The organism is Pseudomonas sp. NPDC012596 (assembly GCF_042902325.1).
Taxonomy (GTDB): Bacteria; Pseudomonadota; Gammaproteobacteria; order Pseudomonadales; family Pseudomonadaceae; genus Aquipseudomonas.
This window is the reverse complement of the sequence record NZ_JBIBEB010000032.1, coordinates 1-25,101: the sequence shown is the minus strand read 5'-3', so window position 1 is coordinate 25,101 and position 25,101 is coordinate 1. Positions and strand designations below refer to the sequence as shown.

Annotated in this window: 11 protein-coding genes and 1 rRNA gene; 4 read left to right on the top strand and 8 right to left on the bottom strand. The window is 61.9% G+C overall.

The window, feature by feature from the left end:
- Nucleotides 1-154: 154 nt before the first annotated feature.
- Nucleotides 155-270 (top strand): 5S ribosomal RNA (gene rrf, locus ACFY68_RS25700).
- 54 nt (nt 271-324) lie between these two features.
- Here the strand turns inward: rrf and ACFY68_RS25695 are convergent.
- From ACFY68_RS25695 to ACFY68_RS25675, 5 genes are all read right to left on the bottom strand, one after another.
- Nucleotides 325-1,509 carry a PepSY-associated TM helix domain-containing protein gene (locus ACFY68_RS25695; RefSeq protein ID WP_387533361.1) on the bottom strand — a complete coding sequence of 395 codons (1,185 nt, stop codon included), beginning with the start codon at nt 1,507-1,509 and terminating at the stop codon, nt 325-327.
- An 83-nt stretch (nt 1,510-1,592) separates the two neighbouring features.
- Complete coding sequence (locus tag ACFY68_RS25690) at nt 1,593-4,004, bottom strand: TonB-dependent siderophore receptor (protein WP_387533367.1); 2,412 nt, start codon at nt 4,002-4,004, stop codon at nt 1,593-1,595.
- A gap of 171 nt (nt 4,005-4,175) precedes the next feature.
- On the bottom strand, nt 4,176-5,135 hold the full coding sequence (locus ACFY68_RS25685; protein ID WP_387533358.1) for a FecR domain-containing protein: 960 nt from the start codon (nt 5,133-5,135) through the stop codon (nt 4,176-4,178).
- Between the two features lies 1 nt (nt 5,136).
- Nucleotides 5,137-5,640, bottom strand: coding sequence for a sigma-70 family RNA polymerase sigma factor (locus tag ACFY68_RS25680; protein WP_346616188.1), 504 nt, complete (start codon nt 5,638-5,640; stop codon nt 5,137-5,139).
- Between the two features lie 85 nt (nt 5,641-5,725).
- Nucleotides 5,726-6,415: a GntR family transcriptional regulator gene (locus tag ACFY68_RS25675; RefSeq protein ID WP_387533355.1), complete on the bottom strand. Its 690-nt coding sequence runs from the start codon at nt 6,413-6,415 to the stop codon at nt 5,726-5,728.
- A 205-nt stretch (nt 6,416-6,620) separates the two neighbouring features.
- Here ACFY68_RS25675 and lapG point away from each other — a divergent pair, with 205 nt between their 5' ends.
- Entirely contained in the window at nt 6,621-7,382 is a 762-nt protein-coding gene (lapG, locus tag ACFY68_RS25670; RefSeq protein WP_387533352.1) for a cysteine protease LapG, read from the top strand.
- 10 nt (nt 7,383-7,392) lie between these two features.
- The gene (gene lapD / locus ACFY68_RS25665; RefSeq protein ID WP_387533349.1) at nt 7,393-9,339 is read left to right on the top strand and encodes a cyclic di-GMP receptor LapD; all 1,947 of its coding nucleotides are present in this window, start codon (nt 7,393-7,395) and stop codon (nt 9,337-9,339) included.
- A gap of 50 nt (nt 9,340-9,389) precedes the next feature.
- On the opposite strand, the gene ACFY68_RS25660 is transcribed toward lapD, so the two are convergent.
- Genes ACFY68_RS25660 through ACFY68_RS25650 form a run of 3 tightly spaced genes read right to left on the bottom strand, consistent with a single transcriptional unit; the run spans nt 9,390 to nt 14,293 of the window.
- The gene (locus tag ACFY68_RS25660) at nt 9,390-10,748 is read right to left on the bottom strand and encodes an HlyD family type I secretion periplasmic adaptor subunit (RefSeq protein WP_387533364.1); all 1,359 of its coding nucleotides are present in this window, start codon (nt 10,746-10,748) and stop codon (nt 9,390-9,392) included.
- Nucleotides 10,749-10,755: 7 nt separating this feature from the next.
- Nucleotides 10,756-12,912: a type I secretion system permease/ATPase gene (locus ACFY68_RS25655; protein WP_387533346.1), complete on the bottom strand. Its 2,157-nt coding sequence runs from the start codon at nt 12,910-12,912 to the stop codon at nt 10,756-10,758.
- Nucleotides 12,913-12,955: 43 nt separating this feature from the next.
- On the bottom strand, nt 12,956-14,293 hold the full coding sequence (locus ACFY68_RS25650; protein ID WP_387533343.1) for a TolC family outer membrane protein: 1,338 nt from the start codon (nt 14,291-14,293) through the stop codon (nt 12,956-12,958).
- Between the two features lie 351 nt (nt 14,294-14,644).
- Between ACFY68_RS25650 and ACFY68_RS25645 the strand changes: the two genes are divergently transcribed.
- The coding region (locus ACFY68_RS25645; protein ID WP_387533340.1) for a retention module-containing protein at nt 14,645-25,101 on the top strand (10,457 nt) is incomplete at its 3' end.

The following is a 25,101-nucleotide window of genomic DNA, read 5'->3' as shown; positions in this document are numbered from 1 at the left end:
TGGTAGTGTGGGGTTTCCCCATGTGAGAGTAGGTCATCGTCAAGATTCATTTCGCAAAACCCCTATCTGCGCGAGCAGGTAGGGGTTTTGTCTTTAAGTAGGAACTACAGAGATTCGCTGGTACGTCCACAGGACGGGCCGGCACACAGAATTTCTTGACGACCATAGAGCATTGGAACCACCTGATCCCATCCCGAACTCAGCAGTGAAACGATGCATCGCCGATGGTAGTGTGGGGTTTCCCCATGTGAGAGTAGGTCATCGTCAAGATTCAAATCCAAAGCCCCTGTCTGCACTGCAGACAGGGGCTTTGTCTTTTCCGGCCTACAGCATTGCGACCTTGCGCGCCTTGCTCTTGCGCCTCGCCTGCAGCTTGCGCCACCACACGTAGACCCCGGTGACGGCCAGCACGGCAATCACGATGCCCAATACCGCAATAAGGATCTGCCCGGTCATACCGATGATCCGCCCGCCATGTATGGGTAGCTGCAACCGATAGAACTGCTCACCCAGCGTGCCTTGCCCGGCGATTTCCTGGCCGAGCAGATGACCATCGGTGCCATGGAAGAACAACCAGGACTTACCGTGGGCATCGGTATCGTGCTGGCCAAAGCCGGCACCGTAGAAGTTGTATTCGAAGCTGTAGTACAGCTCGCCAATGGCAGCCGTAAGCCCTAGCCGCGAGCCTTCTTCCAAGGCCCGCTGATAGGCCTGTTGGTACGTCAGCTTGGTAACCCCCAGCTCTTCCTTCGGCAACGCACCACGCGCCTCGTAGACGCTCGGCTCAACCGGTGAGAACAACGACACTGCCGGCTTGAACACCTGGGCTGGCAGGTTCATCGCAACGCTGCTGATCGCCACCGGCAGCAAGAGCAGCCAAAGCCATAACCCACTGGCCCTGTGGATATCCAAGTTGAGCCGGTAGGCATGCCCGCCCTTGATCTTCCAGGCGGTTGCCCACTTGCGCCAGAAAGGTCGCCCCCGGGGCAAGGTCAGCAACACGGCAATGAAACAATCCACAACCCACAGGATGGCCACCACGCCCATCAACAGCAGGCCCCAATTGCCCGGCAGCGTCAGGCTGTAATGCAGCTCGAGGATGAACGGCATGAAGTTCTCTCGCGAGAAGCAACATTCGCCCCAATAGCGTTGGCCCAGCGCCTGGCCGCTGACAGGGTCCATATAGAACACAGTGTTCTTTTCGGCATACGGCTCGCCGGTCTGAGGATCATTGCGCGGCACCATGGCCAGCAGGGCAGAGTGCCCAGCCTCCTGTGGATACTCCATGTACCAGACCTGCAGGCGAGGATGTTGCGCCTGTAATTTATCCACAAGTACCCCAGGCTGTTGAACAACCCCTTTGGCCGGCGCGTCATAGAAACCCGGGTTCAGCCACTCGTCCAGTTCGTGATGAAACGCAAGTACGCTGCCAGTCAGGCCAGCAAGCGCAAGGAACACCGCAGTCACCAGCCCCAGGTAACGGTGCAGCAGTACAGAGAATTGACGCATCTAGCCAAGCTCCCAAAAACACCAGAAACGAAAAAGCCAGCGCCTGAAGTCAGGTGCTGGCTTTGCAACCAAGTTGAATCCCGTCAGAACTGATAACTGACCGTAGCGCTGACATTGCGCTCTTCACCCATGTAGCAGTAGTTCAAGCTGGCACACGATGTGACGTAGGTTTCGTTGGTGAGGTTGTTGGCATTCAGGCGCACATCCACACCCTTGAGCCCCACCTTGCCGAGGTCGTAGCCCACCGAGGCGTCGAACAGGGTATAGGAGGGGACCTTCATGCTGTTTTCCGCATCCACCCAGCTGTAGCCCACGTACCGCAGGCCGCCACCGAGGCGCAGGCCGTCCAGCGGCCCTTGGTGGAAGTTGTAGTCCGCCCACAGCGAGAACATCTGCTTCGGTGCCTGGGTCGGTGAGTTGCCTTTGTTGTCGAGACCCGACACCAGGCTGGGCATCGATTTGGAATATTCGATATCGGTAAAGGTGTAGCCACCCAGCACCTTGAGGTTGTCCGTTACCTGCACGTGGGCTTCCAGCTCCAGGCCCTGAGAACGCACCTCACCAACAGGGCGGTAGAAGTCTTCGTTCGGCTGCTTGGACGCCAGGTTTTCCTGCTCGATGCGGAATACCGATGCGGTGAACAGGTTATCGCTGCCCGGTGGCTGGTACTTGATGCCCGCTTCCCACTGGGTGCCCTCGGTCGGCGCCAGTGGGCGGCCATCCTGGTCGGACACGGTGTTGGGGTTGAAGGATTCCGAGTAGCTGGCATATGGGGCAATACCGTTCTCGAACAGGTAGAGCACGCCGGCACGGGTGGTGAACTTCGAGCGGTCATCGCTGGCCCGGGTGTCGCTGTCGCGGTTTTCTTCCGAAACTTTTACCCAGTCTTGGCGCAGCCCCAGCGAGAAGCGCCATTGGTCCAGCTCGACCAGGTCCTGCAGGTATACCCCAGTCTGTTGCAAACGGCGCTGATAGCGGTTTTCGCCGAGTACCTGAAGGTTGCCATTGCCGTATTGCGGGTTGCCGGCATCCAGCGGGTTGACGGTGCCATAGCGCCAGGCCACATCGGCCTTGCGCCGTTGATAGTCGGTGCCCAGCAACACTGTGTGCTTGGCCGCGCCGGTGAAGAATTCCGCCTGCAGCATGTTGTCGATGATGTAGGAGTGCAGGCGCTCGTCACCCCCGGTATAGGCGCGGTTGAGGATGTTGCTGTCAGCATCTGCCCAGCCTGCGGAGTAGACCTGGTCCATCGACACGTCGGAATCCTGGTAGCGGAAGTTCTGCCGTGCGGTGAAGACATCGTTGAATCGATGCTCGAACTGGTAGCTGAACGACTGCTGGGTGCGTTCATAGTTATCGATGCCCGGCTCGCCTTCGAAGAAGTGATCGGACAGCCTCAAGCCATTGCGCTTGTGCAGCATGCCATCGGCCGGGTTGCCGCCATGGTAGCCACCGTTGGGGTCGTGCTGCAGGTAGGCCTGCAGTGTCAGCGAGGTGTCCTCGGTAAAGTCGATGCTGATCGCGGGCGCGATGGCGTAGCGCTCTTCCTTGTTGTGGTCGAACTGCGTGTCGGAAGCATCCGCCAGCCCGGTCAGTCGGTAGGCGATGCGCTTATCGTCATCCAGTGGGCCGCTGAAGTCGAAACCCATGCCACGCTGGCCCTGTGTGCCGACAGTGGCCTGTACCTGATGGTAAGCCTCGAACAGCGGCTTCTTGGTGGTCAGCGCCACCAGCCCGCCCGGAGAGCTACGGCCATAGAGCACCGAGGAAGGGCCTTTGAGGATGTCGATACGCTCGATGAAATACGGGTCTACCTGCATGGTGCTGTAGGTGCCGTTATCACCCATGGACTTCAGGCCATCGACGTAGATGTTGTCCACCGAGCCGTCGTTGAAGCCGCGCATCGCCACATAGTCATAGCGATGCGTTGCGCCATAGGGGTTGGTCAGCACGCCGGGGGTGTAGCGCATGGCCTGGGCGACAGTCTGCGAGCCCTGGTCATCGATCTGTTGGCGGGTCACTACCGACACCGATTGCGAGGTTTCCACCAGCGGCATGCTGGTCTTGGTCGCAACCTGGCTGTGGGTGGCGTTGTAACCGTCCATGCTGCCCAAGGCGTTGCCGAGGGTGAAGCTGCGCACATCGGTATCAGGCAGTGACAACGCGGCTTCTGCAGGCTGGGCGTGCAGCACATAGCTGCGGCCGTCCGCGCTGGTAGCCTCCAGGCCAGTGCCATTGAGCAACTGGCGCAGTGCTTGGTCTGTCGGGTACTGCCCCTGCAGGCCGTTCGAGTGTTTCTCGCCGGTCAATTGCGGGGTGCTCGATAGGGTGATGCCAGCCTGGCGGGCAAATTGGTTGAGCACTTCGTTCAGCGGGCCTGGTGCGATCGCGTATTGCTGGCTCAGCTGCGCCGGTTCGGCGGCGTTCGCCAGTATTGGCGCGCCGCTGATGCCAAGGGCGGTGCCGAACAGAGCGGCGCGTACCGCCTTGCGCAGCCTGGCTGAATTCAAGACAGGTCGAAAATCATTCTCGGTAGCGAGGTACGCTGAGGGTGAAGCCATGGGCATGTCGAAGTCCGTCGAGTCGTTATAGGGCAGATGGAGTTGCTTACTGTCCTAGCCGGACGCGTCGTCAAAACCCGCCAGAAATTTCTTGCTGATGTCGAATCAGGCCACACGCTCGATCCGTATCCACCAGCGTGTACGTTGGCGAAGCTGGACTGGCAGCGTCTGTGGCAGCAACTGCAGCAATTGGTCCGGGTTTTCCAGGCGGAATACCCCAGACAGGCGCAAATCGGCGATATCGTCACTGCAGCCGAGGTATCCATGCCTATAACGGCTCACCTGCGCGAGGAAATCGGCCAGGCGCATGTCACGGGTGACGATCAGCCCATCCGCCCACGCTGCAGCGTCCATGTCGACTTGCGCCAGGCGGTGCGCCCCCAATGCGTCTATCCGCCAGTTCTGGCCGTCGGCCATCCATTGCAGTTCGCCTGTACCTGGGTGGTGTATGGCAACCCTGCCCTGGCTGACGCTGACCCGCGTGCAGTCGGCATCCTGGCGGACCACAAACCGCCCTTCGAAGCCCTCCAGCAGGGCATCACGGGTCTGCACCAGCAGCGGCTGCCCTTTGTACGGTGTTTGGCTACACGTGAGCATCAGCTCGCCGTGCTTGAGGCGAACCATGCGCTGTTGCTCGGTGAACGCCAGGTCTACTGCGGTGCTTGTGTTGAGTTGCAGCAGAGAGCCGTCGGGCAAGTGGACGGTGCGGCGTTCGCCGGTAGCGGTGGCATAGTCCGAGGTCCAGGCACTGATGGTATCGAGGTCTTTGGCCAGCCAGCCCGCCGACCCTACCATTGCAGCGCCGCCCAGCAGCTTCAGCGCCTGGCGCCGGTGCAGGCGCCGTTGGCTGGTTTCCAAGGTCTGCAGTGCGACGCCCGCTCCGGGAATGGCGCGCAGGTCGAGATCCTGTTGCAGGCTCGTCACGCGTTGCCAGGCCAGCTCATGCTCGTGTTGGGTATTTCGCCACCGCTCGCATTGCTGTGCCAACACCGGGTCGTTGCGGCTTTCCCGCAGGCGGAGCATCCAGTGAATAGCCTGTTTGACGGCTTTGGAGGAGGGCGCCATGTCAGCGTTCGTCTTCGTAGCGCAACAGGTAGCAGTGGTAGAGCGCATCGGCCACGTGCCGCTCAACCGAGCGCAGAGAGATGCCCATCTGTTCGGCGATGGCCTTGTGGCTCAACCCTTCACATTGGGCCAGCAGGAACGCGCGGCGTACTTTGGGTTTGAGCCCGTCGAGCATTCGCGCGATGCGTTCCAGCAGCTCCAGCAGCAGTTCGCGGGTTTCGGCCGAGGGCACCTGCCCCTCGGGAACGTGTGCCAGGGCTTGCAGATAAGCACGGTGCAGCTCTTCACGCCGCCAGTGGTCGATGACCAGGCCGCGGGCGATTGTGCGCAGGAAGGCTCGTGGCGCGTTCAGCTGAAGCTGCTCATGGCGTTGCAGCAGCCGCACGAAGGTGTCCTGGGCAAGGTCCGCAGCATCAGCGGCATTGCCAAGCTTGCTGCGCAGCCACGTATTCAGCCAGCTGTGGTGATCACTATAGAGCGTGTGCACGGAGTCATTCGAGGGCATGACGAGCAATCGGCATAAATGATAATTAGTCTCATTGTTTGCCGGAGCGGGTGCTGTTTGCAACTTTCATTTGCAGCCGGCCCACTCAGTTGCGCGATTGCTTGTCCAGGTAAGTCCTGATCACCCGAGCACCATTGTTCAGGTGCTGCTCCAGCACCCTCACGGCTTCATCTACCAGCTTGTCACTGGCGGCGTCCGCCAGCGCGTTGTGATCGTCCTGGGTCAGCTTGCCCAGCCCCATCGACGACAGGTGGAAGCGCAGAAAGCGTTCTTCCTCGTTGAGCTCGTTCTCGATCAGGCGCAGCAGCTTCTGGTTTGGCGCCTTGCCATACAGCGCCATGTGAAAGAGCCGGTTGAGGCGGCCGATTTCGGCATGGCGGGTTTCGTTTTCCAGCTGCTGGATATAGCCACGGGCGCGAGCAATGTCGTCGGCATCGAGCAGCGGAATGGACTGGCGCAGCGCCTCGGACTCGAGCAATACCCTCAGCGCGTAGGTATCGACCGCGTCTTCGCCGATCAGGGGCGCGACGACCGCGCCCTTGTGCATCTCCACGTTCACTAGCGATTGCGCCTCGAGCTGGCGCAAAGCCTCGCGCACAGGCATGCGGCTGACGCCATACAGGGTGGCGAGTTCTTGCTGGCGCACGGCTGTGCCGGGCGGCAGGCGGCCATCGAGAATGGCGCTGCGCACGCGCTCTTCGATCACGGCACGGGCCAGGTGTGCCGGCAGTTGCTCGCTGGCCAGCACATTGCTCAGTTTGATTTTCTCGGCCACGCGGAGTCTGCCTCGACGACGAAAAGTTGGATCCAATGACACTAGTAATAGGCAAGGGGCCTTGTCAAACCGACGCTCGCAGCGGAGCGAACGATACAAGGCCATGGGATATGGTGTATGAAGTCGCTTGGCAAAGGAAGCGACATATACCAAGCGCTATCAAGAAAGTTATAGCGGGCTTGCCACCGCCACGCATGATTGCAGGGTGCCATTGTTTTTTACGCTTGCAGGCCGCACCATCGCTGCTTTCGATTGGTCTGAACAGGTCTTTGCAGTGGCGATACCCTGGCTGCTCAAAACCGCCGTACGACGTGTAGGCCTTGCTGTTCTGCTGGGTTGCTTGCTGCTGGGCGGCTTGCATGCAGACTGGGATTTTTCCCAGATCAGCCGCAAATCACAGGCCTTATACGGCCCGCTGGGGGCGGGGAAGGGCCGCATCGACGCCTGGCAGCAACTGATGGTTGCACAAAGCCAGGGGTCCGAGCTGCAGCGGCTGCAGGCGGTCAACCTGTTTTTCAACCAGCAATTACGCTACGTCGAAGACATCGACCTGTGGCACGAAGTCGATTACTGGGCCACGCCGATCCAGGCTTTGATCAAGGGCGCCGGCGATTGCGAGGATTACGCCATCGCCAAGTATTTCAGCCTGCGGCGCATGGGCATCCCCAGCGAGAAGCTGCGCATCACGTACGTCAAGGCCCTGCGCCAAAACCGCGCGCACATGGTGCTGACCTATTATTCAAGCCCACAGGCCCAGCCCCTGGTGCTCGACAGCCTGATGGACGCCATCAAGCCGGCCAGCCAGCGAACAGACCTGCTACCCGTGTACGCCTTCAACGGCGAAGGCTTGTGGTTGACGGGGGCAGCGGGCAACAAGAAAGTCGGCGACACCAAGCGCCTGTCACGCTGGCAGGACGTGCTGAAGAAAATGCAGGCCGAAGGGTTCCCGGCCGAACCGGTTTACTGAAGGAGCACAGATGTCACTGTTCAAACAATTACTGTTGGCCATTTGCCTGTTCCTGGTGGTCGCCTTCAGCGGCAGCTTCATGGTCAGCCTGGAGAGCTCGCGCAGCCAATACGTCAACCAGCTGCGCTCGCATGCCCAGGACGCAGCCACGGCGCTGGCGCTGTCACTCACGCCAAATATCGACGACCCGGCCATGGTCGAGCTGATGATCAGTTCGATTTTCGACAGTGGCTATTACTCCAGCATCAAAGTGGTCGATCTGGCGTCCAATGCCGTGCTGGTGGAGCGACATGCCGAACCTGACCCGGGTGGCGTCCCTGCCTGGTTCACCCATTTGATCGGCCTGGAACCGGCCGGTGGTGATGCCATCGTCAGCCGCGGCTGGCAGCAGGCCGCGCGGGTCGAAGTAATCAGCCATCCGATGTTCGCCATCGCCAAGCTGTGGCAGAGCGCCCTGGGCAGCCTGGGCTGGCTGCTGCTCTGCGGTGCGGCCAGCGCCGTGCTCGGTGCCTTGCTGCTACGCCGCCAGTTGCGCCCGCTCGATTACATGGTTGAACAGTCCCACGCCATCGCCCGCCGCGAGTTCCTGAGCCTGCCAGAGTTGCCGCGCACGCCCGAGCTGCGTCGGGTGGTGCAGGCGATGAACCAGATGGTCGAAAAGCTCAAGGCGCTGTTCACCGAGCAGGCAGAGCGTAGTGAGCGGTTGCGTACCGAATCCTATCAGGACAGCCTGACCGGGCTGTCCAACCGCCGTTACTTCGAAATGCAATTGACCACCCGGGTCAGTAACCTGGAAGAAGCACGCGCTGGCTATTTGCTGTTGCTGCGTGTCCAGGACCTTACCGGGCTCAATGCCCGCCTGGGTGGTCAGCGCACCGACCAGTTGCTGCAGGCGGTGGGCGAACAGCTGCGGCGTACTTGCGCAACATTCCCCGAAACCAAAGACCTCATATCCCGCAGCCGTGGTGGTGAATTCGCTGTGCTGGCGCCTGGGATGGTGCACGAAGAGGCCGTGCAGCTCGCCCAGGCCCTCGAGGCCACCTTGCAGAGCCTGCACGAGACTGGCGCCACCGACGTTGACCCGGTGGCTTGTATCGGCCTGGCCCCCTTCAGCCCTGGAGACGCACCTCAAGCGCTGCTGAAGCTTGCCGATGAGGCCCTGGCGCGTGCCGAAAACCAGCCAACGCCAGGCTGGGTGTGCCTGGAGCAGGGCGCGGCAGCAGTGGCTGGCGATAGCCATCATGACTGGCACACGCGGCTTGACCAGGCCTTCGTCAAAGGCCAGTTCGAACTGTTCTTCCAGCCGGTGGTTGATTGCAAGGTGGTGCACCGTGTGCTGCACCACAAAGTGATTTCGCGGCTGCACGATGATCAGGGCGAGCCGCTGCCGGCTGGGCGGTTCCTACCATGGCTGGAGCGTTTTGGCTGGATGCCACGGCTGGATGTACTGGTGCTGGAAAAGGTGCTGGCGCACCTGCGTAGCCATGCTGAAGTGCTGGCGCTCAACCTGTCCGCAGCCACCTTGGCCGACCCCAAGGCTTTGCAGCGGGTTTACGAACTGCTCGGCCAGCATGCCGCACTCGGGCCGCGCCTGGTTCTGGAGATCGGTGAAGAACAATTGCCCGCGCAAGCTGTGCTCGAGCAATTGACCCGGCGCTTGCACGGGCTAGGGTTCGGGCTGGCGCTGCAGCGTTTCGGTGGCCGGTTCAGCATGATCGGCAACCTGGCGCACCTGGGCCTGGCCTACCTGAAGATCGACGGCAGCTACATTCGCAACATCGACCACGAGCAGCACAAACGCCTGTTCATCGAGGCGATCCAGCGCGCGGCGCACAGCATCGACCTGCCGTTGGTTGCCGAGCGGGTCGAGACCGAAGGTGAGCGGCTAGTGCTGGCGGAGATGGGCGTAGAGGGCATCCAGGGGCAGCTGGTCGGTGAGCCTGCCCCCTGGCGCTGAATGCGACCTGAGGGTGCAGGCCGCACCCTCAGTGCCGATAGCTGCGGCGATCAGCGTTCGCGCAGGGCCTCGGAGCGGGCTTTCATGATCGGCTTGAGCAGGTAGCTCATGATGGTCTTCTTGCCAGTCATGATATCCACTGTGGCTACCATGCCCGGGATGATCAGCAAGGGCTTCTCGTCGGTACCCAGGTGACTCCGTTCGGTGCGCAACCGGATCAGGTAGTAGGTGGTTTTCTTGTCTTCATCGGTGATGGTGTCGGCACCGATCTGCTCAAGCTTGGCCTTCAGGCCCCCGTAGATGGTGTAGTCGTAAGCCGTAAACTTGACCGTTGCTTCCTGGCCCGGGTGAAGGAAGGCGATGTCCTTGGGCAGGATCTTCGCTTCGACCACAAGGCTGTCATCCAGCGGCACGATTTCGACGATATCGCTGCCCGGCTGGATCACTCCGCCGACGGTATTGACCAGCAACTGCTTGACGATGCCGCGCACCGGCGAGGTGACCATGGTGCGGTTGACCCGGTCATCCAGGGCCTTGCCCGTGGCGGTTGCCTTGTTCAACTCGGTGCGGGCTTCGTTGAGTTGGGTCAGTGCATCGCTGCGGAACTTGCCGCGGGTTTCCTCGATCTTGCTCTGCACTTCCTTGATGGCCGCTTCGGCGCGTGGGATGGCCAGCGCGGTAGAGTCCATCTGGCCGCGGTTCTCAACTTCGGCGCGGCGCAGGCGCAGCACTTCAACCTGTGAAATCGCCCCTTGGGCTACCAAGGGTTCGGACATGGCGATCTCTTGGCGCAGCAGCTGCAGGCTGTTGGCGTACTGTGCCCGCTTGGAGGTGAATTCGCGAAGCTCCTGCTGTTTTTGCACCAGTTGCTGTTCCAGGCCGCTGATCTCGTCCTGCAGTTGCTGGCGCCGGCTCAGGTACAACGACTGCTCGCTGGCCGCTTGGCTTGGGGCGGCCTTGCGCAGTTCTTCGTCGATCTGCAGCGGCTTGTCGTCCACTTCGGCGCTAAGGCGCTGTACGCGCAGGGCCATGGCCAGGCGGTCGGCTTCAGTTTCACCCACATTGGACGCAAAGCGGGTTTCGTCAAGCCGCAGCAACGGCTCACCGACTTCGACGATCTGACCCTCCTTGGCATAAATCTGCGCGACGATACCCCCTTCCAGGTTCTGAATTTTCTGCACCTTAGAGGAGGGTATCGCCTTGCCTTCGCCGCGGGTCACTTCATCGATGGGGGCCACGCTGGCCCAGATGATCATGACCAGGAAGAACGCGATGATGCCCCAGATGGTCAGGCGCACGATGCGCGGCGCATCTTCGACCAGGGCCTTCTTGACCTCGGGCAGGGGTTGCCCGACGAGCGACTCGGAACCCTTGAAATAGCGGCGCAAATTATCCTTGAACCGCCCCATATCCAGCTTATGCAACACTGATCTGCCCCTTCTTCAGCGCATCCATGACGGCGGCCTTCGGGCCATCCGCAACGATCTGTCCACGGTCGATCACGATCAACCGGTCCACCAGCGACAGCAACGATGCCCGGTGGGTTACCAGCAGCACGGTCTTGCCTTCCACCACCGCCGCCAAGCGCTGCTTGAGGCGTTCTTCGCCGGTGTTGTCCATGGCGCTGGTGGGTTCGTCCAGCAGCAGAATTTGCGGGTTGAGCAGCAGCGCCCTGGCCAGGGCAACGTTCTGTCGCTGGCCCCCGGAAAGGTTCTGGCCGCGTTCACCAACCTGCAGCTCATAGCCGTCGGGGTGCAGGCGAGCGAACTCATGCACGCCGGCCAGTTCGGCAGCTTGCAGGATGAGTTCGTCTTCGATGTAGCGGGCGCCGCTGACCAGGTTGTCGCGCAGGGTCCCTGCCAGCAGCTGAATGTCTTGTGGGACATAACCGATGTTGTGGCGCAGCTCGCTGACGTCGATCTGGCGGATATCCACGCCATCCACCAGCAACGAGCCGTTGTCTGCCTCGTACAGGCCGACGATGAGCTTGGCCAGCGAGCTCTTGCCCGAGCCGCTGCGGCCGATGATACCTACCTTCTCGCCCGGGCGGATATTCAGGTTGATGCCCCTGAGCGCCTGGTTCTGCTGATTGGGGTAGGTGAAGTCGACACCGCGGAACTCAACCGCGCCCTGCAGTACCTGACGGCTCAGCGGCCGCTCCTCGAAATTGCGCTCCTGCGGCAGCTCCATCATCTGGTCGGTGGCCACCATGGTCACCTTGGCCTGCTGATAGCGGGCCAGCAAGCCATTCAGCGAGCCAAGCGGGCCAAGTGCCCGACCGCTGAGCATGTAGCAGGCAACCAGGCCGCCCATGCTGAGGTTGCCATCGATGATCAGGTAAACGCCCACGCAGATCATCGCCACCCCCGCCAGCTGCTGGATCAGCATGGTGATGTTCATCGCCAGGCTCGACAGCACTTTCACGCGCAGCTCGAGGCGGCTGAGGGTGCCGAGGGTCTGCTCCCACATGTACTGGCGTTCGCTTTCGGCGTTGTTGACCTTTACAGCATCCAGGCCGGCCAGCGTTTCGATGAGGCTGGACTGGCGCTCCGATGCCAACGCCATGGTGCGCTCCATGGTAGCCATCAGCGGCTTCTGCAGGGCATAGCCGATGCCCAGAGCCAACGGGAAGGCCAGGACCGGGATCCACACCAGGTGCCCGCCGATGATGGCAATCACCAGCAGGATCAGCAGGGTAAACGGCAGGTCGATCAGGGTGGTCAGCGTAAGCGAGGCCAGAAAATCGCGCAGGCCTTGGAATTCGTGGATGTTCTGGGCAAAGCTACCGACCCTCGCAGGGCGGTACTTCATCGACATACCCACGATACGCTCGAACAGCGTCGCCGAAATGATCAGGTCGGTCTTCTTGCCGGCAAGGTCGAGGCAAAGCCCGCGCAGGCCTTTGAGTATCAGGTCGAACACATAGGCAAAGCCGATGCCCGCAGCCAGCACCCACAACGTCGAAGTGGCCTGGTTGGGCACCACCCGGTCGTACACGTTCATCACGAACAGTGGCGCGGCCAGTGCAATCAAGTTGATCACCAGGCTGGCCGCGATGGCGTCGATGTACAGCCACTTGCTGCGCATCAGCGTGTCGCGGAACCAGGAGCGGGCGCGCGGGATGAGGTTGCCGTGATTGACGTCGAACTTGTGCTGCGGCTGGGCGAAGAACACTTTGCCGCTGTAGTCGCCCTGCAGCGCCTCGCGGCTGACCAGCACCTCACCGCCGTCGCTCTCGCTGAGCAGCAGGCGGGCGGTGTCCTGGTTTTCCCAACCCAGCAGCACGGCGCAGCGGCCCTCATTGAGCAGCAACATGGCCGGCATGGCGATGCTCGGGATCTGCTCCAGCTTGCGCTGCAGCAGGCGCCCTTGCAGCCCGGCCCGAGCTGCGGCACGCGGCAGTAGATCGGGGCTCAGGCGCTGGGCCGGCAAGGGCAGGCCGGTGGTCAGCATGGCCCGGCTCGCGGGCTTCTGGTGCAGAACACACAGCGTCAGCAGGCTATCCAGCAACGGGTCATCGTGCTGACTGCGTGGATCGTGGGTGAGTTGGACTCGACTGACTTCGGATTCCACGCGGCGCTCTCTCATCCTTGCGGGTAGATGGTGCGGGTGCGCCTCAGTTCATGCCTGGCAGGTTCACTCGCGGTTTCAAATCATTCTGCACAACGGTGGCCATCGGGGCGACGACACCCTGACTTTTGAGCAGTTGGCCAATGGTCGCCTTGATTCGGTACTGAGTAAACAATTGTATGTTCTTCACCTCCACCAGACGGCGCTGGGCAGTGAAGGTTTCATTTTCACTGTCGAGCAAGTCGAGCAGGGTGCGTTCACCAAGGCTGAACTGCTGCTGATAGGCGCTGCGCACCCGGTTGCTGTGATCGACGTACTGCTGGGCGATCGGCACCTGGGCATTGGCATTCTCCTGCGCATTCCATGCCAACCCCAGTTCTTCGTTCAACTGGCGCAGGGCATTGTTGCGAATATCCAGCGCCTGGTTGGCCAGGTACGACTTGGATTCCAGGTCTGCCTTGTTGCTGCCACCCGCGTACAGGTTGAAGTTCATTCTCAGCATGGCCTGCCACTCATTGCTATGGCCAACGGTCCCATCAACGTTGTTATCGGCCGTTCGTCCGAGTTCTGCATCGAACCGTGGATAGAAGCTCGACTTCGCTGCGTCGTACTGTTTTTCTGCCGCGGCGATATCCGACTCGGCAGAGCGCAATACCGGGCTGCTCTCGACCATCTGCGCGCGCGCCTCATCCAGCGTTGCCGGCAGCAGGTCGATGAACGGCGCTGGGGCGCTCAGTTCATCTGGCATCTGGCCTACCACGCTGAGGAAGTTGGTGTTGGCGTCGGCAAGGTTGGTCTGCTCGGTGATCAAGTTGTTGCGCGCTTGCGCCAAGCGGGCTTCGGCCTGATCGAGGTCGGCCAGCCGGCCCACACCACGGCTGGTACGCAGTTTGATCTGGTCGAGGATCCGTTCGTGATTGCGCAGGTTCTCCTCGGCAAGGCGCACCATCTCGCGTCGTGACAGCACATCCAGATACACCTGGGCCACATCGAGCGCTGTGCGTTCCGAGGTACCCATCAGCGAATAAGCGCGGGCATTCGCGGTGGCTTGTTGACGCCCGACTTCGCTGGAGGTGGCAAAACCGTCAAAAACCATTTGCCGGAGACGGATTGCTGACTCTCCTCGATTCATCGTTTCCCAGCGGTTGGCGGTACTCGGGCTGTCGGTCCCTTCACGGCCGTAGCCTGCGGTTATGTCCACCCGCGGCAAATAGCCGCCCTTGGCCGCTCGCAGTTGGTAGTCGGCAGCCACGCGGGCATTGACCCCGGCTTGGACCTCCGGGTGCACCTCGAGGGCTTTCTGCATGGCTTCGGGCAAGGTTTGTGCTTGTACGAAAGTGGCGGCAAAGGCGAATGGAAGAGCGGTAAACAGTGACGCACGCATTTTTTACTGATCCCCGAGGGCGCTGTTGTCCTGAATCACGGTCGAAGCGGTTCAGGTTTGGAAAATGACAACCTGATTTGACCGATGAGCAGCTTCCGACGGGGCACTGGTATTAGTACTAAAGGAAGGAGTAGCAAACGTTCAAATATCAATGTGACATTACATTGCCGATTGTTTAGGATGGCGATCATAAGGTCAATAGTTTGGCATAAAGTTAATAGCCGACAGTTATAGACGATATTTTGACGTCAAATATGTCGGGAACATTATCGACACAGTTCCGCCTGCAGTGGCTCATCAACGCCGCTCGGAGCATGGAAGTAGATCAGATCGGGTAACCCGGAGAGTCCAATGAGCAGCGTTGTAGCCATCGTTAAAAGTATTGTTGGCCAAGTCATCGCAGTATCCCCAGAAGGCATCCGGCGCGTACTGATCGAAGGCGATCGCCTGTTGGCCGGTGAAGAAGTTCTCACCGGCCCGGGCGGCGCCGTTACGCTTGAGCTGGCGGATGGGCGCCTGCTCGATTTGGGCCGTGACAGCCAGTGGAGCGCCGATGCGCCAGACAGCAGCACCGACCTGGGCCAGGCCACCGCGCAAGCCGCGCCGTCGGTAGAAGAGCTGCAGCAAGCCATCGCTGCTGGCGTGGACCCGACGACCGAACTGGAAGCGCCGGCAGCAGGGCCTGCAGCGGCAGGCGGTGGCTCGGTTGGCGGGGGTCACAGTTTTGTATTGCTGGAAGAAACCGCAGGCTCTGTGGACCCGACCATCGGCTTCCCGACAGACCCGCTGGGCTTCGCCGCCGGATTGAACAGCGATGAGGTCGGCGGGCTGGATACCGACGGCAACACCACCACAGCCGATACGCCGACAACGGTCGCCACTGGGCTCACCCTCAGCGCCACCCCTTCCATCTCCGAAGCGGGTGGCGTTATCGTCTATACCGCGACGGTCGGCCAAGCACCCACTTCCGCCCTGACCATCACGCTGTCGAATGGCGCCGTCGTGGTCATCCCGGCCGGGCAAACCAGCGGCACCGTCAGCGTCACGATTCCCGCTAACGATACGCCCTACATCGATGGCGGCCAGATCGCCACGACCGTTACTGGCACCACCGGGGGCGGCGGCCTGACGGTTACCGTACCGCAAACGCCAGCAGTCACCCAGATCACCGATACCGTCGATACTACTACTGCCACCCTTACCGCCTCGCCAAGCGTGACCGAAGGCGGCGTGATCACCTACACCGTGACCTTGAGCAACCCTGCTCAGACTCCGGTGACTGTGACCCTGTCGAATGGCCAGACCGTTACCGTTGAAGCGGGCAAGACCACCGGCAGCGTGGACTTCCAGACGCCGGCCAATGACGTTTACGCCAATGGTTCGACGGTCAGCACCACCATCACCGGTGCCACCGGCGGCAACTTCGAGCAGCTGGCGCCGAATCCGGCGCCTGCCGAGACCGTTATTTCAGACTCGGTCGATACGACCACCGCGACCCTCACTGCGTCTCCAAGCGTGACCGAAGGCGGGGTGATCACTTACACCGTGACCCTGAGCAACCCAGCCCAGACTCCGGTGACTGTGACCCTGTCGAATGGCCAGACCGTTACCGTTGAAGCGGGCAAGACCACCGGTAGCGCGGACTTCCAGACGCCAGCCAATGATGTTTACGCCAATGGTTCCACGGTCAGTACCACCATCACCGGTGCCACCGGCGGCAATTTCGAGCAGCTGACGCCGAATCCGGCGCCTGCCGAGACCGTGATTTCGGACTCGGTCGATACGACCACCGTGACCCTCACTGCGTCTCCAAGCGTGACCGAAGGTGGGGTGATCACTTACACCGTGACCCTGAGCAACCCAGCCCAGACTCCGGTGACTGTGACCCTGTCGAATGGCCAGACCGTTACCGTTGAAGCGGGCAAGACCACCGGTAGCGTGGACTTCCAGACGCCAGCCAATGATGTTTACAACAATGGTTCGACGGTCAGCACCACCATCACTGGTGCCACCGGCGGCAACTTCGAGCAGTTGTCGATCAATCCGCTGGACGCTGTGACCATTATCACGGACAGCATCGACACCTCTACAGTCACCCTGACTGCCAATGCCTCGGTGGTAGAAGGTGGAGTCGTCACCTATACCGCCTCCGTCAGTGCACCAGTTACCGGCAGCCCGCTGGTGGTCACCCTGGCCAACGGCCAGAGCATCACCATCGGTGTCGGCGAGTCGTCCGGCTCGGTCAACTTCACCGCTCCGAACAACGTTTACAACACCAATGCTCCGCTGACCAACAGCATCAGCAAGGTCGAAGGCGGCAACTACGAGCAGCTCGAAACTGCGGGCAACCCGACCACCACGGTCACCGACAGCCCGGACACTCAGGCCACCACTGACCTGGTGCTGAGCGCGACTGGCGATGTCGCTGAAGGCGGTCAAATCGTCTACACCGCGACGCTGAGCAACCCAGCGGGCACGGCGATGACCGTGACCTTGAGCAATGGCGCGACCATCGCTATCGCCGCCGGTCAAACGACTGGCCAGGTGACCGTCGCGGCCCCGGCCGATGACGTCTACAAGGACGCCGGCCAGGTCAAAGTGAGTGTTACCGGCACCACCGGCGGTGATTTCGAGAATCTGGCGGTCAACCCGGCTGAAGCTGTCACCAACGTCAGCGACACGATCGATACGTCGACAGTGACCCTCACTGCCAATGCTTCGGTCGTGGAAGGTGGCGTGGTCACCTATACCGCCTCGGTGTCGGCACCGGTCACCGGTTCGCCGCTGGTCGTGACCCTGGCCAATGGCCAGAGCATCACCATCGGCGTCGGCGAGTCGTCCGGCTCGGTCGACTTCGTTGCGCCAAACAACGTCTACAACACCAATGCTCCGCTGACCAACAGCATTACCAAGGTCGAAGGCGGCAATTACGAGCAGCTCGAAACTGCGGGCAACCCGACCACCACGGTCACTGACAGCCCGGACACCCAAGCCACCACCAACCTGGTGCTGAGCGCCACTGGCGATGTCGCCGAAGGCGGCCAGATCGTCTACACCGCCACCTTGAGCAATCCGGCGGGCACGGCGATGACCGTGACCCTGAGCAACGGCGCGACCATCGCTATCGCCGCCGGCCAAACTGTCGGTCAAGTCACCGTCGCTGCGCCGGCCGATGACGTCTACAAGGACGCCGGCCAGGTCAAAGTGAGTGTCACCGGCACCACCGGTGGCGATTTCGAGAAGCTCGCGGTCAACCCGGCTGAAGCTGTCACCAACGTCAGTGACACCATCGACACGTCGACCGTCACCCTGACCGCCACTCCAAGCGTGGTCGAGGGCGGCACCGTGGTGTACACCGCCTCGGTGTCGGCACCTGTGACTGGTTCGCCGCTGGTCGTGACCCTGGCCAACGGCCAGAGCATCACCATCGGCGTCGGTGAATCGTCCGGTTCGGTCAACTTCACCGCGCCGAACAACGTCTACAACACCAATGCCCCGCTGACCAACAGCATCAGCAAGGTCGAAGGTGGTAACTACGAACAGCTCGAAACTGCAGGCACGCCGACCACCACGGTTACCGACAGCCCAGCGACCCAAGCCACCACGGACCTGGTGCTGAGCGCGACTAGCGATGTCGCCGAAGGCGGCCAGATCGTCTACACCGCCACCTTGAGCAACCCAGCCGGCACGGCGATGACCGTGACCCTGAGCAACGGTGCGACCATCAACATCGCTGCCGGTCAAACGACTGGCCAGGTCACTGTTGCCGCGCCGGCCGATGACGTCTACAAAGACGCCGGCCAAGTCAAAACCACCATCACTGGCACCACCGGTGGCGACTTCGAGAAGCTGGCGGTCAACCCGGCCGAAGCCGTGACCAACGTCAGCGACACGATCGACACGTCGACCGTGACCCTGACCGCCACTCCAAGCGTGGTCGAGGGCGGCACCGTGGTGTACACCGCTTCCGTCAGCGCGCCGGTCACCGGTAGCCCGCTGGTGGTCACGCTGGCCAACGGCCAGAGCATCACCATTGGCGTCGGTGAGTCGTCCGGCTCGGTCAACTTCACCGCACCGAACAACGTCTACAACACCAACGCTCCGCTGACCAACAGCATCAGCAAGGTTGAAGGCGGTAACTACGAGCAGCTCGACACTGCAGGTAATCCGACTACTACCGTGACCGACGGTCCTGACACCCAGGCCACCACCAACCTGGTGCTGAGTGCCACCGGCGATGTCGCCGAAGGCGGCCAGATCGTCTACACCGCCACGCTGAGCAACCCGGCCGGCACGGCGATGACCGTGACCCTGAGCAACGGCGCGACCATCAACATCGCCGCCGGTCAAACGACTGGCCAGGTCACCGTCGCGGCCCCGGCCGATGACGTCTACAAAGATGGCGGCCAGGTCAAAGTGAGTGTCACCGGCACCACCGGTGGCGACTTCGAGAATCTGGCCGTTAATCCAGCCGAAGCCGTCACCAACGTCAGCGATACCATCGATACCAGCACGGTCACGTTGACCGCTAATGCCTCGGTCATCGAAGGCGGCGTGGTCACTTACACCGCTTCCGTCAGCGCACCGGTCACCGGTTCGCCACTGGTCGTGACCTTGGCCAACGGTCAGAGCATTACCATCGGCGTGGGCGAGTCCTCCGGTTCGGTCGATTTCACCGCGCCGAACAACGTCTACAACACCAACGCCCCGCTGACCAACAGCATCACCAAGGTCGATGGCGGTAACTACGAGCAGCTCGAAACTGCAGGCACGCCGACCACCACGGTCACCGACAGCCCAGCGACCCAAGCCACCACGGACCTGGTGCTGAGCGCCACCGGCGATGTCGCCGAAGGCGGGCAGATCGTCTACACCGCGACTTTGAGCAACCCAGCGGGCACGGCGATGACCGTGACCCTGAGCAACGGCGCGACCATCAACATCGCGGCCGGCCAGACCGCAGGCCAGGTAACGGTCGCCGCACCGGCGGATGACGTCTACAAAGACGCCGGTCAGGTCAAAGTAAGTGTCACCGGCACCACCGGTGGCGACTTCGAGAAGCTCGCGGTCAACCCGGCTGAAGCTGTCACCAACGTCAGCGACACGATCGATACGTCGACCGTGACCCTCACTGCCAATGCTTCGGTCGTGGAAGGTGGCGTGGTCACCTATACCGCCTCGGTGTCGGCACCGGTCACCGGTTCGCCACTGGTTGTGACCCTGGCCAACGGTCAGAGCATCACCATCGGCGTCGGTGAATCGTCCGGCTCGGTCAACTTCACCGCACCGAACAACGTCTACAACACCAACGCTCCGCTGACTAATAGCATCAGTGAAGTGTCGGGTGGCAATTACGAGAAGCTAGAAACCGCAGGTAACCCGACTACTACCGTGACCGACGGTCCTGAAACCCAGGCCACCACGGACCTGGTGCTGAGTGCCACCGGCGATGTCGCCGAAGGCGGTCAGATCGTCTACACCGCCACGCTGAGCAACCCAGCCGGCACGGCAATGACTGTGACCCTGAGCAACGGCGCGACCATCGCTATCGCCGCCGGCCAAACTGTCGGTCAAGTCACCGTCGCTGCGCCGGCCGATGACGTCTACAAGGACGCCGGCCAGGTCAAAGTGAGTGTCACCGGCACCACCGGTGGCGACTTCGAGAATCTGGCCGTTAATCCAGCCGAAGCCGTCACCAACGTCAGCGATACCATCGATACGTCGACCGTCACCCTGACCGCCACTCCAAGCGTGGTCGAGGGCGGCACCGTGGTGTATACCGCTTCCGTCAGCGCGCCGGTCACCGGGAGCTCGCTGGTGGTCACGCTGGCCAACGGCCAGAGCATCACCATCGGCGTCGGCGAGTCGTCTGGCTCGGTCAACTTCACCGCGCCGAACAACGTCTACAACACCAATACTCCGCTGACCAACAGCATCACCAAGGTCGAAGGCGGTAACTACGAGCAGCTCGAAACTGCGGGCAACCCGACCACTACCGTCACCGACAGCCCGGATACCCAGGCCACCACCAATCTGGTGTTGACCGCTACCGGCGATGTCGCCGAAGGCGGTCAGATCGTCTACACCGCCACGCTGAGCAACCCAGCCGGCACGGCGATGACCGTGACCCTGAGCAATGGCGCGACCATCAACATCGCCGCCGGTCAAACGACTGGCCAGGTGACGGTCGCTGCGCCGGCCGATGACGTCTACAAGGACGCCGGTCAGGTCAAAGTGAGTGTCACCGGCACCACCGGTGGCGATTTCGAGAAGCTCGCGGTCAACCCGGCTGAAGCTGTCACCAACGTCAGTGACACCATCGACACGTCGACCGTCACCCTGACCGCCACTCCAAGCGTGGTCGAGGGCGGCACCGTGGTGTACACCGCTTCGGTGTCGGCGCCGGTGACCGGTTCGCCACTGGTTGTGACCCTGGCCAACGGCCAGAGCATCACCATCGGCGTCGGTGAATCGTCCGGTTCGGTCAACTTCACCGCGCCGAACAACGTCTACAACACCAACGCTCCGCTGACCAACAGCATTACCAAGGTCGAAGGCGGTAACTACGAGCAGCTCGACACTGCAGGTAATCCGACCACTACCGTCACCGACAGCCCAGCGACCCAAGCCACCACGGACCTGGTGCTGAGCGCCACCGGCGATGTCGCCGAGGGCGGCCAGATCGTCTACACCGCCACCCTGAGCAACCCAGCCGGCACGGCAATGACCGTGACCCTGAGCAACGGCGCGACCATCAACATCGCCGCCGGCCAGACCACTGGCCAGGTAACGGTCGCCGCACCGGCCGATGACGTCTACAAAGACGCCGGTCAGGTCAAAGTGGGTGTCACCGGCACTACTGGCGGTGACTTCGAGAATCTGGCGGTCAACCCGGCCGAAGCCGTGACCAATGTCAGCGATACCATTGACACGTCGACCGTGACCCTGACCGCCACTCCAAGCGTGGTCGAGGGCGGTACTGTGGTGTACACCGCCTCCGTCAGCGCACCAGTCACCGGTAGCCCGCTGGTGGTCACCTTGGCCAATGGCCAGAGCATCACCATCGGCGTCGGCGAGTCGTCCGGTTCGGTCAACTTCACTGCGCCGAACAACGTCTACAACACCAACGCTCCGCTGACCAACAGCATCACCAAGGTAGAAGGCGGCAATTACGAGCAGCTCGACACTGCAGGTAATCCGACCACCACGGTTACCGACAGCCCAGCGACCCAAGCCACCACGGACCTGGTGCTGAGCGCCACCGGCGATGTCGCCGAGGGCGGCCAGATCGTCTACACGGCGACCCTGAGCAACCCAGCCGGCACGGCGATGACCGTGACCCTGAGCAACGGCGCGACCATCAACATCGCCGCCGGTCAAACGACTGGCCAAGTGACGGTCGCGGCACCGGCCGATGACGTCTATAAAGACGCCGGCCAGGTCAAAGTGAGTGTCACCGGCACCACCGGCGGTGACTTCGAGCAGCTGGCGGTTAACCCGGCCGAAGCTGTCACCAACGTCAGCGACACGATCGACACGTCGACCGTGACCCTCACTGCCAATGCTTCGGTCGTGGAAGGTGGCGTGGTCACCTATACCGCCTCGGTGTCGGCGCCAGTCACGGGCAGCCCGCTGGTGGTAACCCTGGCTAATGGCCAGAGCATCACCATCGGTGTCGGCGAGTCCTCCGGTTCGGTCAACTTCACCGCGCCGAACAACGTCTACAACACCAATGCTCCGCTGACCAACAGCATCAGCAAGGTCGAAGGCGGCAATTACGAGCAGCTCGAAACTGCGGGTAACCCGACCACCACCGTCACCGACAGCCCGGATACCCAAGCCACCACCGACCTGGTGTTGAGCGCGACCGGCGATGTCGCTGAAGGCGGTCAAATCGTCTACACCGCCACGCTGAGCAACCCAGCGGGCACGGCGATGACCGTGACCCTGAGCAACGGCGCGACCATCGCTATCGCTGCCGGCCAGACCTCTGGCCAGGTGACGGTCGCGGCGCCGGCCGATGACGTCTACAAAGACGCCGGCCAGGTCAAAGTGAGTGTCACCGGCACCACCGGTGGCGACTTCGAGAAGCTCGCGGTCAACCCGGCTGAAGCTGTCACCAACGTCAGCGACACCATCGACACGTCGACCGTCACCCTCACTGCTAACGCTTCGGTCATCGAAGGCGGCGTGGTCACTTACACCGCTTCCGTTAGCGCCCCGGTCACGGGCAGCCCGCTGGTGGTAACCCTGGCTAATGGCCAGAGCATCACCATCGGTGTCGGCGAGTCCTCCGGTTCGGTCAACTTCACCGCGCCGAACAACGTCTACAACACCAACGCTCCGCTGACCAACAGCATCACCAAGGTTGAAGGCGGTAACTACGAGCAGCTCGACACTGCAGGTAATCCGACCACTACCGTCACCGACAGCCCAGCGACCCAAGCCACCACGGACCTGGTGCTGAGCGCCACCGGCGATGTCGCCGAGGGCGGCCAGATCGTCTACACCGCCACCCTGAGCAACCCAGCCGGCACGGCAATGACCGTGACCCTGAGCAACGGCGCGACCATCAACATCGCCGCCGGCCAGACCACTGGCCAGGTAACGGTCGCCGCACCGGCCGATGACGTCTACAAAGACGCCGGTCAGGTCAAAGTGAGTGTCACCGGTACCACCGGCGGCGACTTCGAGAAGCTGGCGGTCAATCCAGCCGAAGCCGTGACCAACGTCAGCGATACCATTGACACGTCGACCGTCACCCTGACCGCCACTCCAAGCGTGGTCGAGGGCGGTACCGTGGTTTACACCGCTTCGGTGTCGGCGCCGGTGACCGGTTCGCCACTGGTTGTGACCCTGGCCAACGGGCAGAGCATCACCATTGGCGTCGGTGAGTCGTCCGGTTCGGTCAACTTCACCGCACCAAACAACGTCTACAACACCAATGCTCCGCTGACCAACAGCATCAGCAAGGTCGAAGGCGGTAATTACGAGCAGCTCGAAACCGCAGGTAACCCGACCACTACCGTCACCGACAGCCCGGCGACCCAAGCCACCACGGACCTGGTGCTGAGTGCCACCGGCGATGTCGCCGAAGGCGGTCAGATCGTCTACACCGCCACCCTGAGCAACCCGGCGGGCACGGCAATGACCGTGACCCTGAGCAACGGCGCGACCATCGCTATCGCTGCCGGCCAGTCCTCTGGCCAGGTAACGGTCGCGGCGCCGGCCGATGACGTCTACAAAGACGCCGGTCAGGTCAAAGTGAGTGTCACCGGTACAACTGGTGGCGACTTCGAGAAGCTCGCGGTCAACCCGGCCGAAGCTGTGACCAATGTCAGCGACACCATCGACACGTCGACCGTCACCCTGACCGCCACTCCAAGCGTGGTCGAGGGCGGTACCGTGGTGTACACCGCTTCGGTGTCGGCGCCGGTGACCGGTTCGCCACTGGTTGTGACCCTGGCCAACGGGCAGAGCATCACCATTGGCGTCGGTGAGTCGTCCGGTTCGGTCAACTTCGTTGCACCGAACAACGTCTACAACACCAATGCTCCGCTGACCAACAGCATCAGCAAGGTCGAAGGCGGTAATTACGAGCAGCTCGAAACCGCAGGTAACCCGACCACTACCGTCACCGACAGCCCAGCGACCCAAGCCACCACGGACCTGGTGCTGAGTGCCACCGGCGATGTCGCCGAAGGCGGGCAGATCGTCTACACCGCGACCCTGAGCAACCCAGCCGGCACGGCAATGACCGTGACCCTGAGCAACGGCTCAACCATCGACATCGCCGCCGGCCAGACCTCTGGCCAGGTGACGGTCGCCGCACCGGCCGATGACGTCTACAAAGACGCCGGTCAGGTCAAAGTGAGTGTCACCGGCACTACCGGCGGCGACTTCGAGAATCTGGCGGTCAACCCGGCCGAAGCCGTGACCAATGTCAGCGACACCATCGATACGTCGACCGTGACCCTCACTGCCAATGCTTCGGTCGTGGAAGGTGGCGTGGTCACCTATACCGCCTCGGTGTCGTCACCGGTCACCGGTTCGCCACTGGTCGTGACCTTGGCCAACGGTCAGAGCATTACCATCGGCGTGGGCGAGTCGTCCGGCTCGGTCGACTTCACCGCACCGAACAACGTCTACAACACCAACGCTCCGCTGACCAACAGCATCACCAAGGTCGAAGGCGGCAACTACGAGCAGCTCGAAACCGCAGGTAACCCGACCACTACCGTCACCGACAGCCCGGATACCCAGGCCACTACGAACCTGGTGCTGAGCGCTACCGGCGATGTCGCCGAAGGTGGTCAGATCGTCTACACCGCCACGCTGAGCAACCCGGCGGGCACGGCGATGACCGTGACCCTGAGCAACGGCGCGACCATCAACATCGCCGCCGGCCAGACCGCAGGCCAAGTGTCCGTCGCGGCACCGGCTGATGACGTCTACAAAGACGCCGGTCAGGTCAAAGTGGGTGTCACCGGCACTACTGGCGGTGACTTCGAGAATCTGGCGGTCAACCCGGCCGAAGCCGTGACCAATGTCAGCGATACCATCGATACCAGCACGGTCACGTTGACCGCCAACGCCTCGGTCATCGAAGGCGGCGTGGTCACTTACACCGCGTCCGTCAGCGCGCCGGTCACCGGCAGCCCGCTGGTCGTGACCCTGGCTAATGGCCAGAGCATTACCATCGGCGTCGGCGAGTCGTCCGGCTCGGTCAACTTCACCGCGCCGAACAACGTCTACAACACCAACGCTCCGCTGACCAACAGCATCAGCAAGGTTGAAGGCGGCAATTA

Bases quoted from the DNA above. Each gene is read 5' to 3' on its own strand.
- ACFY68_RS25660 (WP_387533364.1), bottom strand. From the start codon at position 10,748: ATGGGGCGGTTCAAGGATAATTTGCGCCGCTATTTCAAGGGTTCCGAG.
- ACFY68_RS25680 (WP_346616188.1), bottom strand. From the start codon at position 5,640: ATGCCCTCGAATGACTCCGTGCACACGCTCTATAGTGATCACCACAGC.
- ACFY68_RS25650 (WP_387533343.1), bottom strand. From the start codon at position 14,293: ATGCGTGCGTCACTGTTTACCGCTCTTCCATTCGCCTTTGCCGCCACT.
- ACFY68_RS25685 (WP_387533358.1), bottom strand. From the start codon at position 5,135: ATGGCGCCCTCCTCCAAAGCCGTCAAACAGGCTATTCACTGGATGCTC.
- ACFY68_RS25695 (WP_387533361.1), bottom strand. From the start codon at position 1,509: ATGCGTCAATTCTCTGTACTGCTGCACCGTTACCTGGGGCTGGTGACT.
- lapD (WP_387533349.1), top strand. From the start codon at position 7,393: ATGTCACTGTTCAAACAATTACTGTTGGCCATTTGCCTGTTCCTGGTG.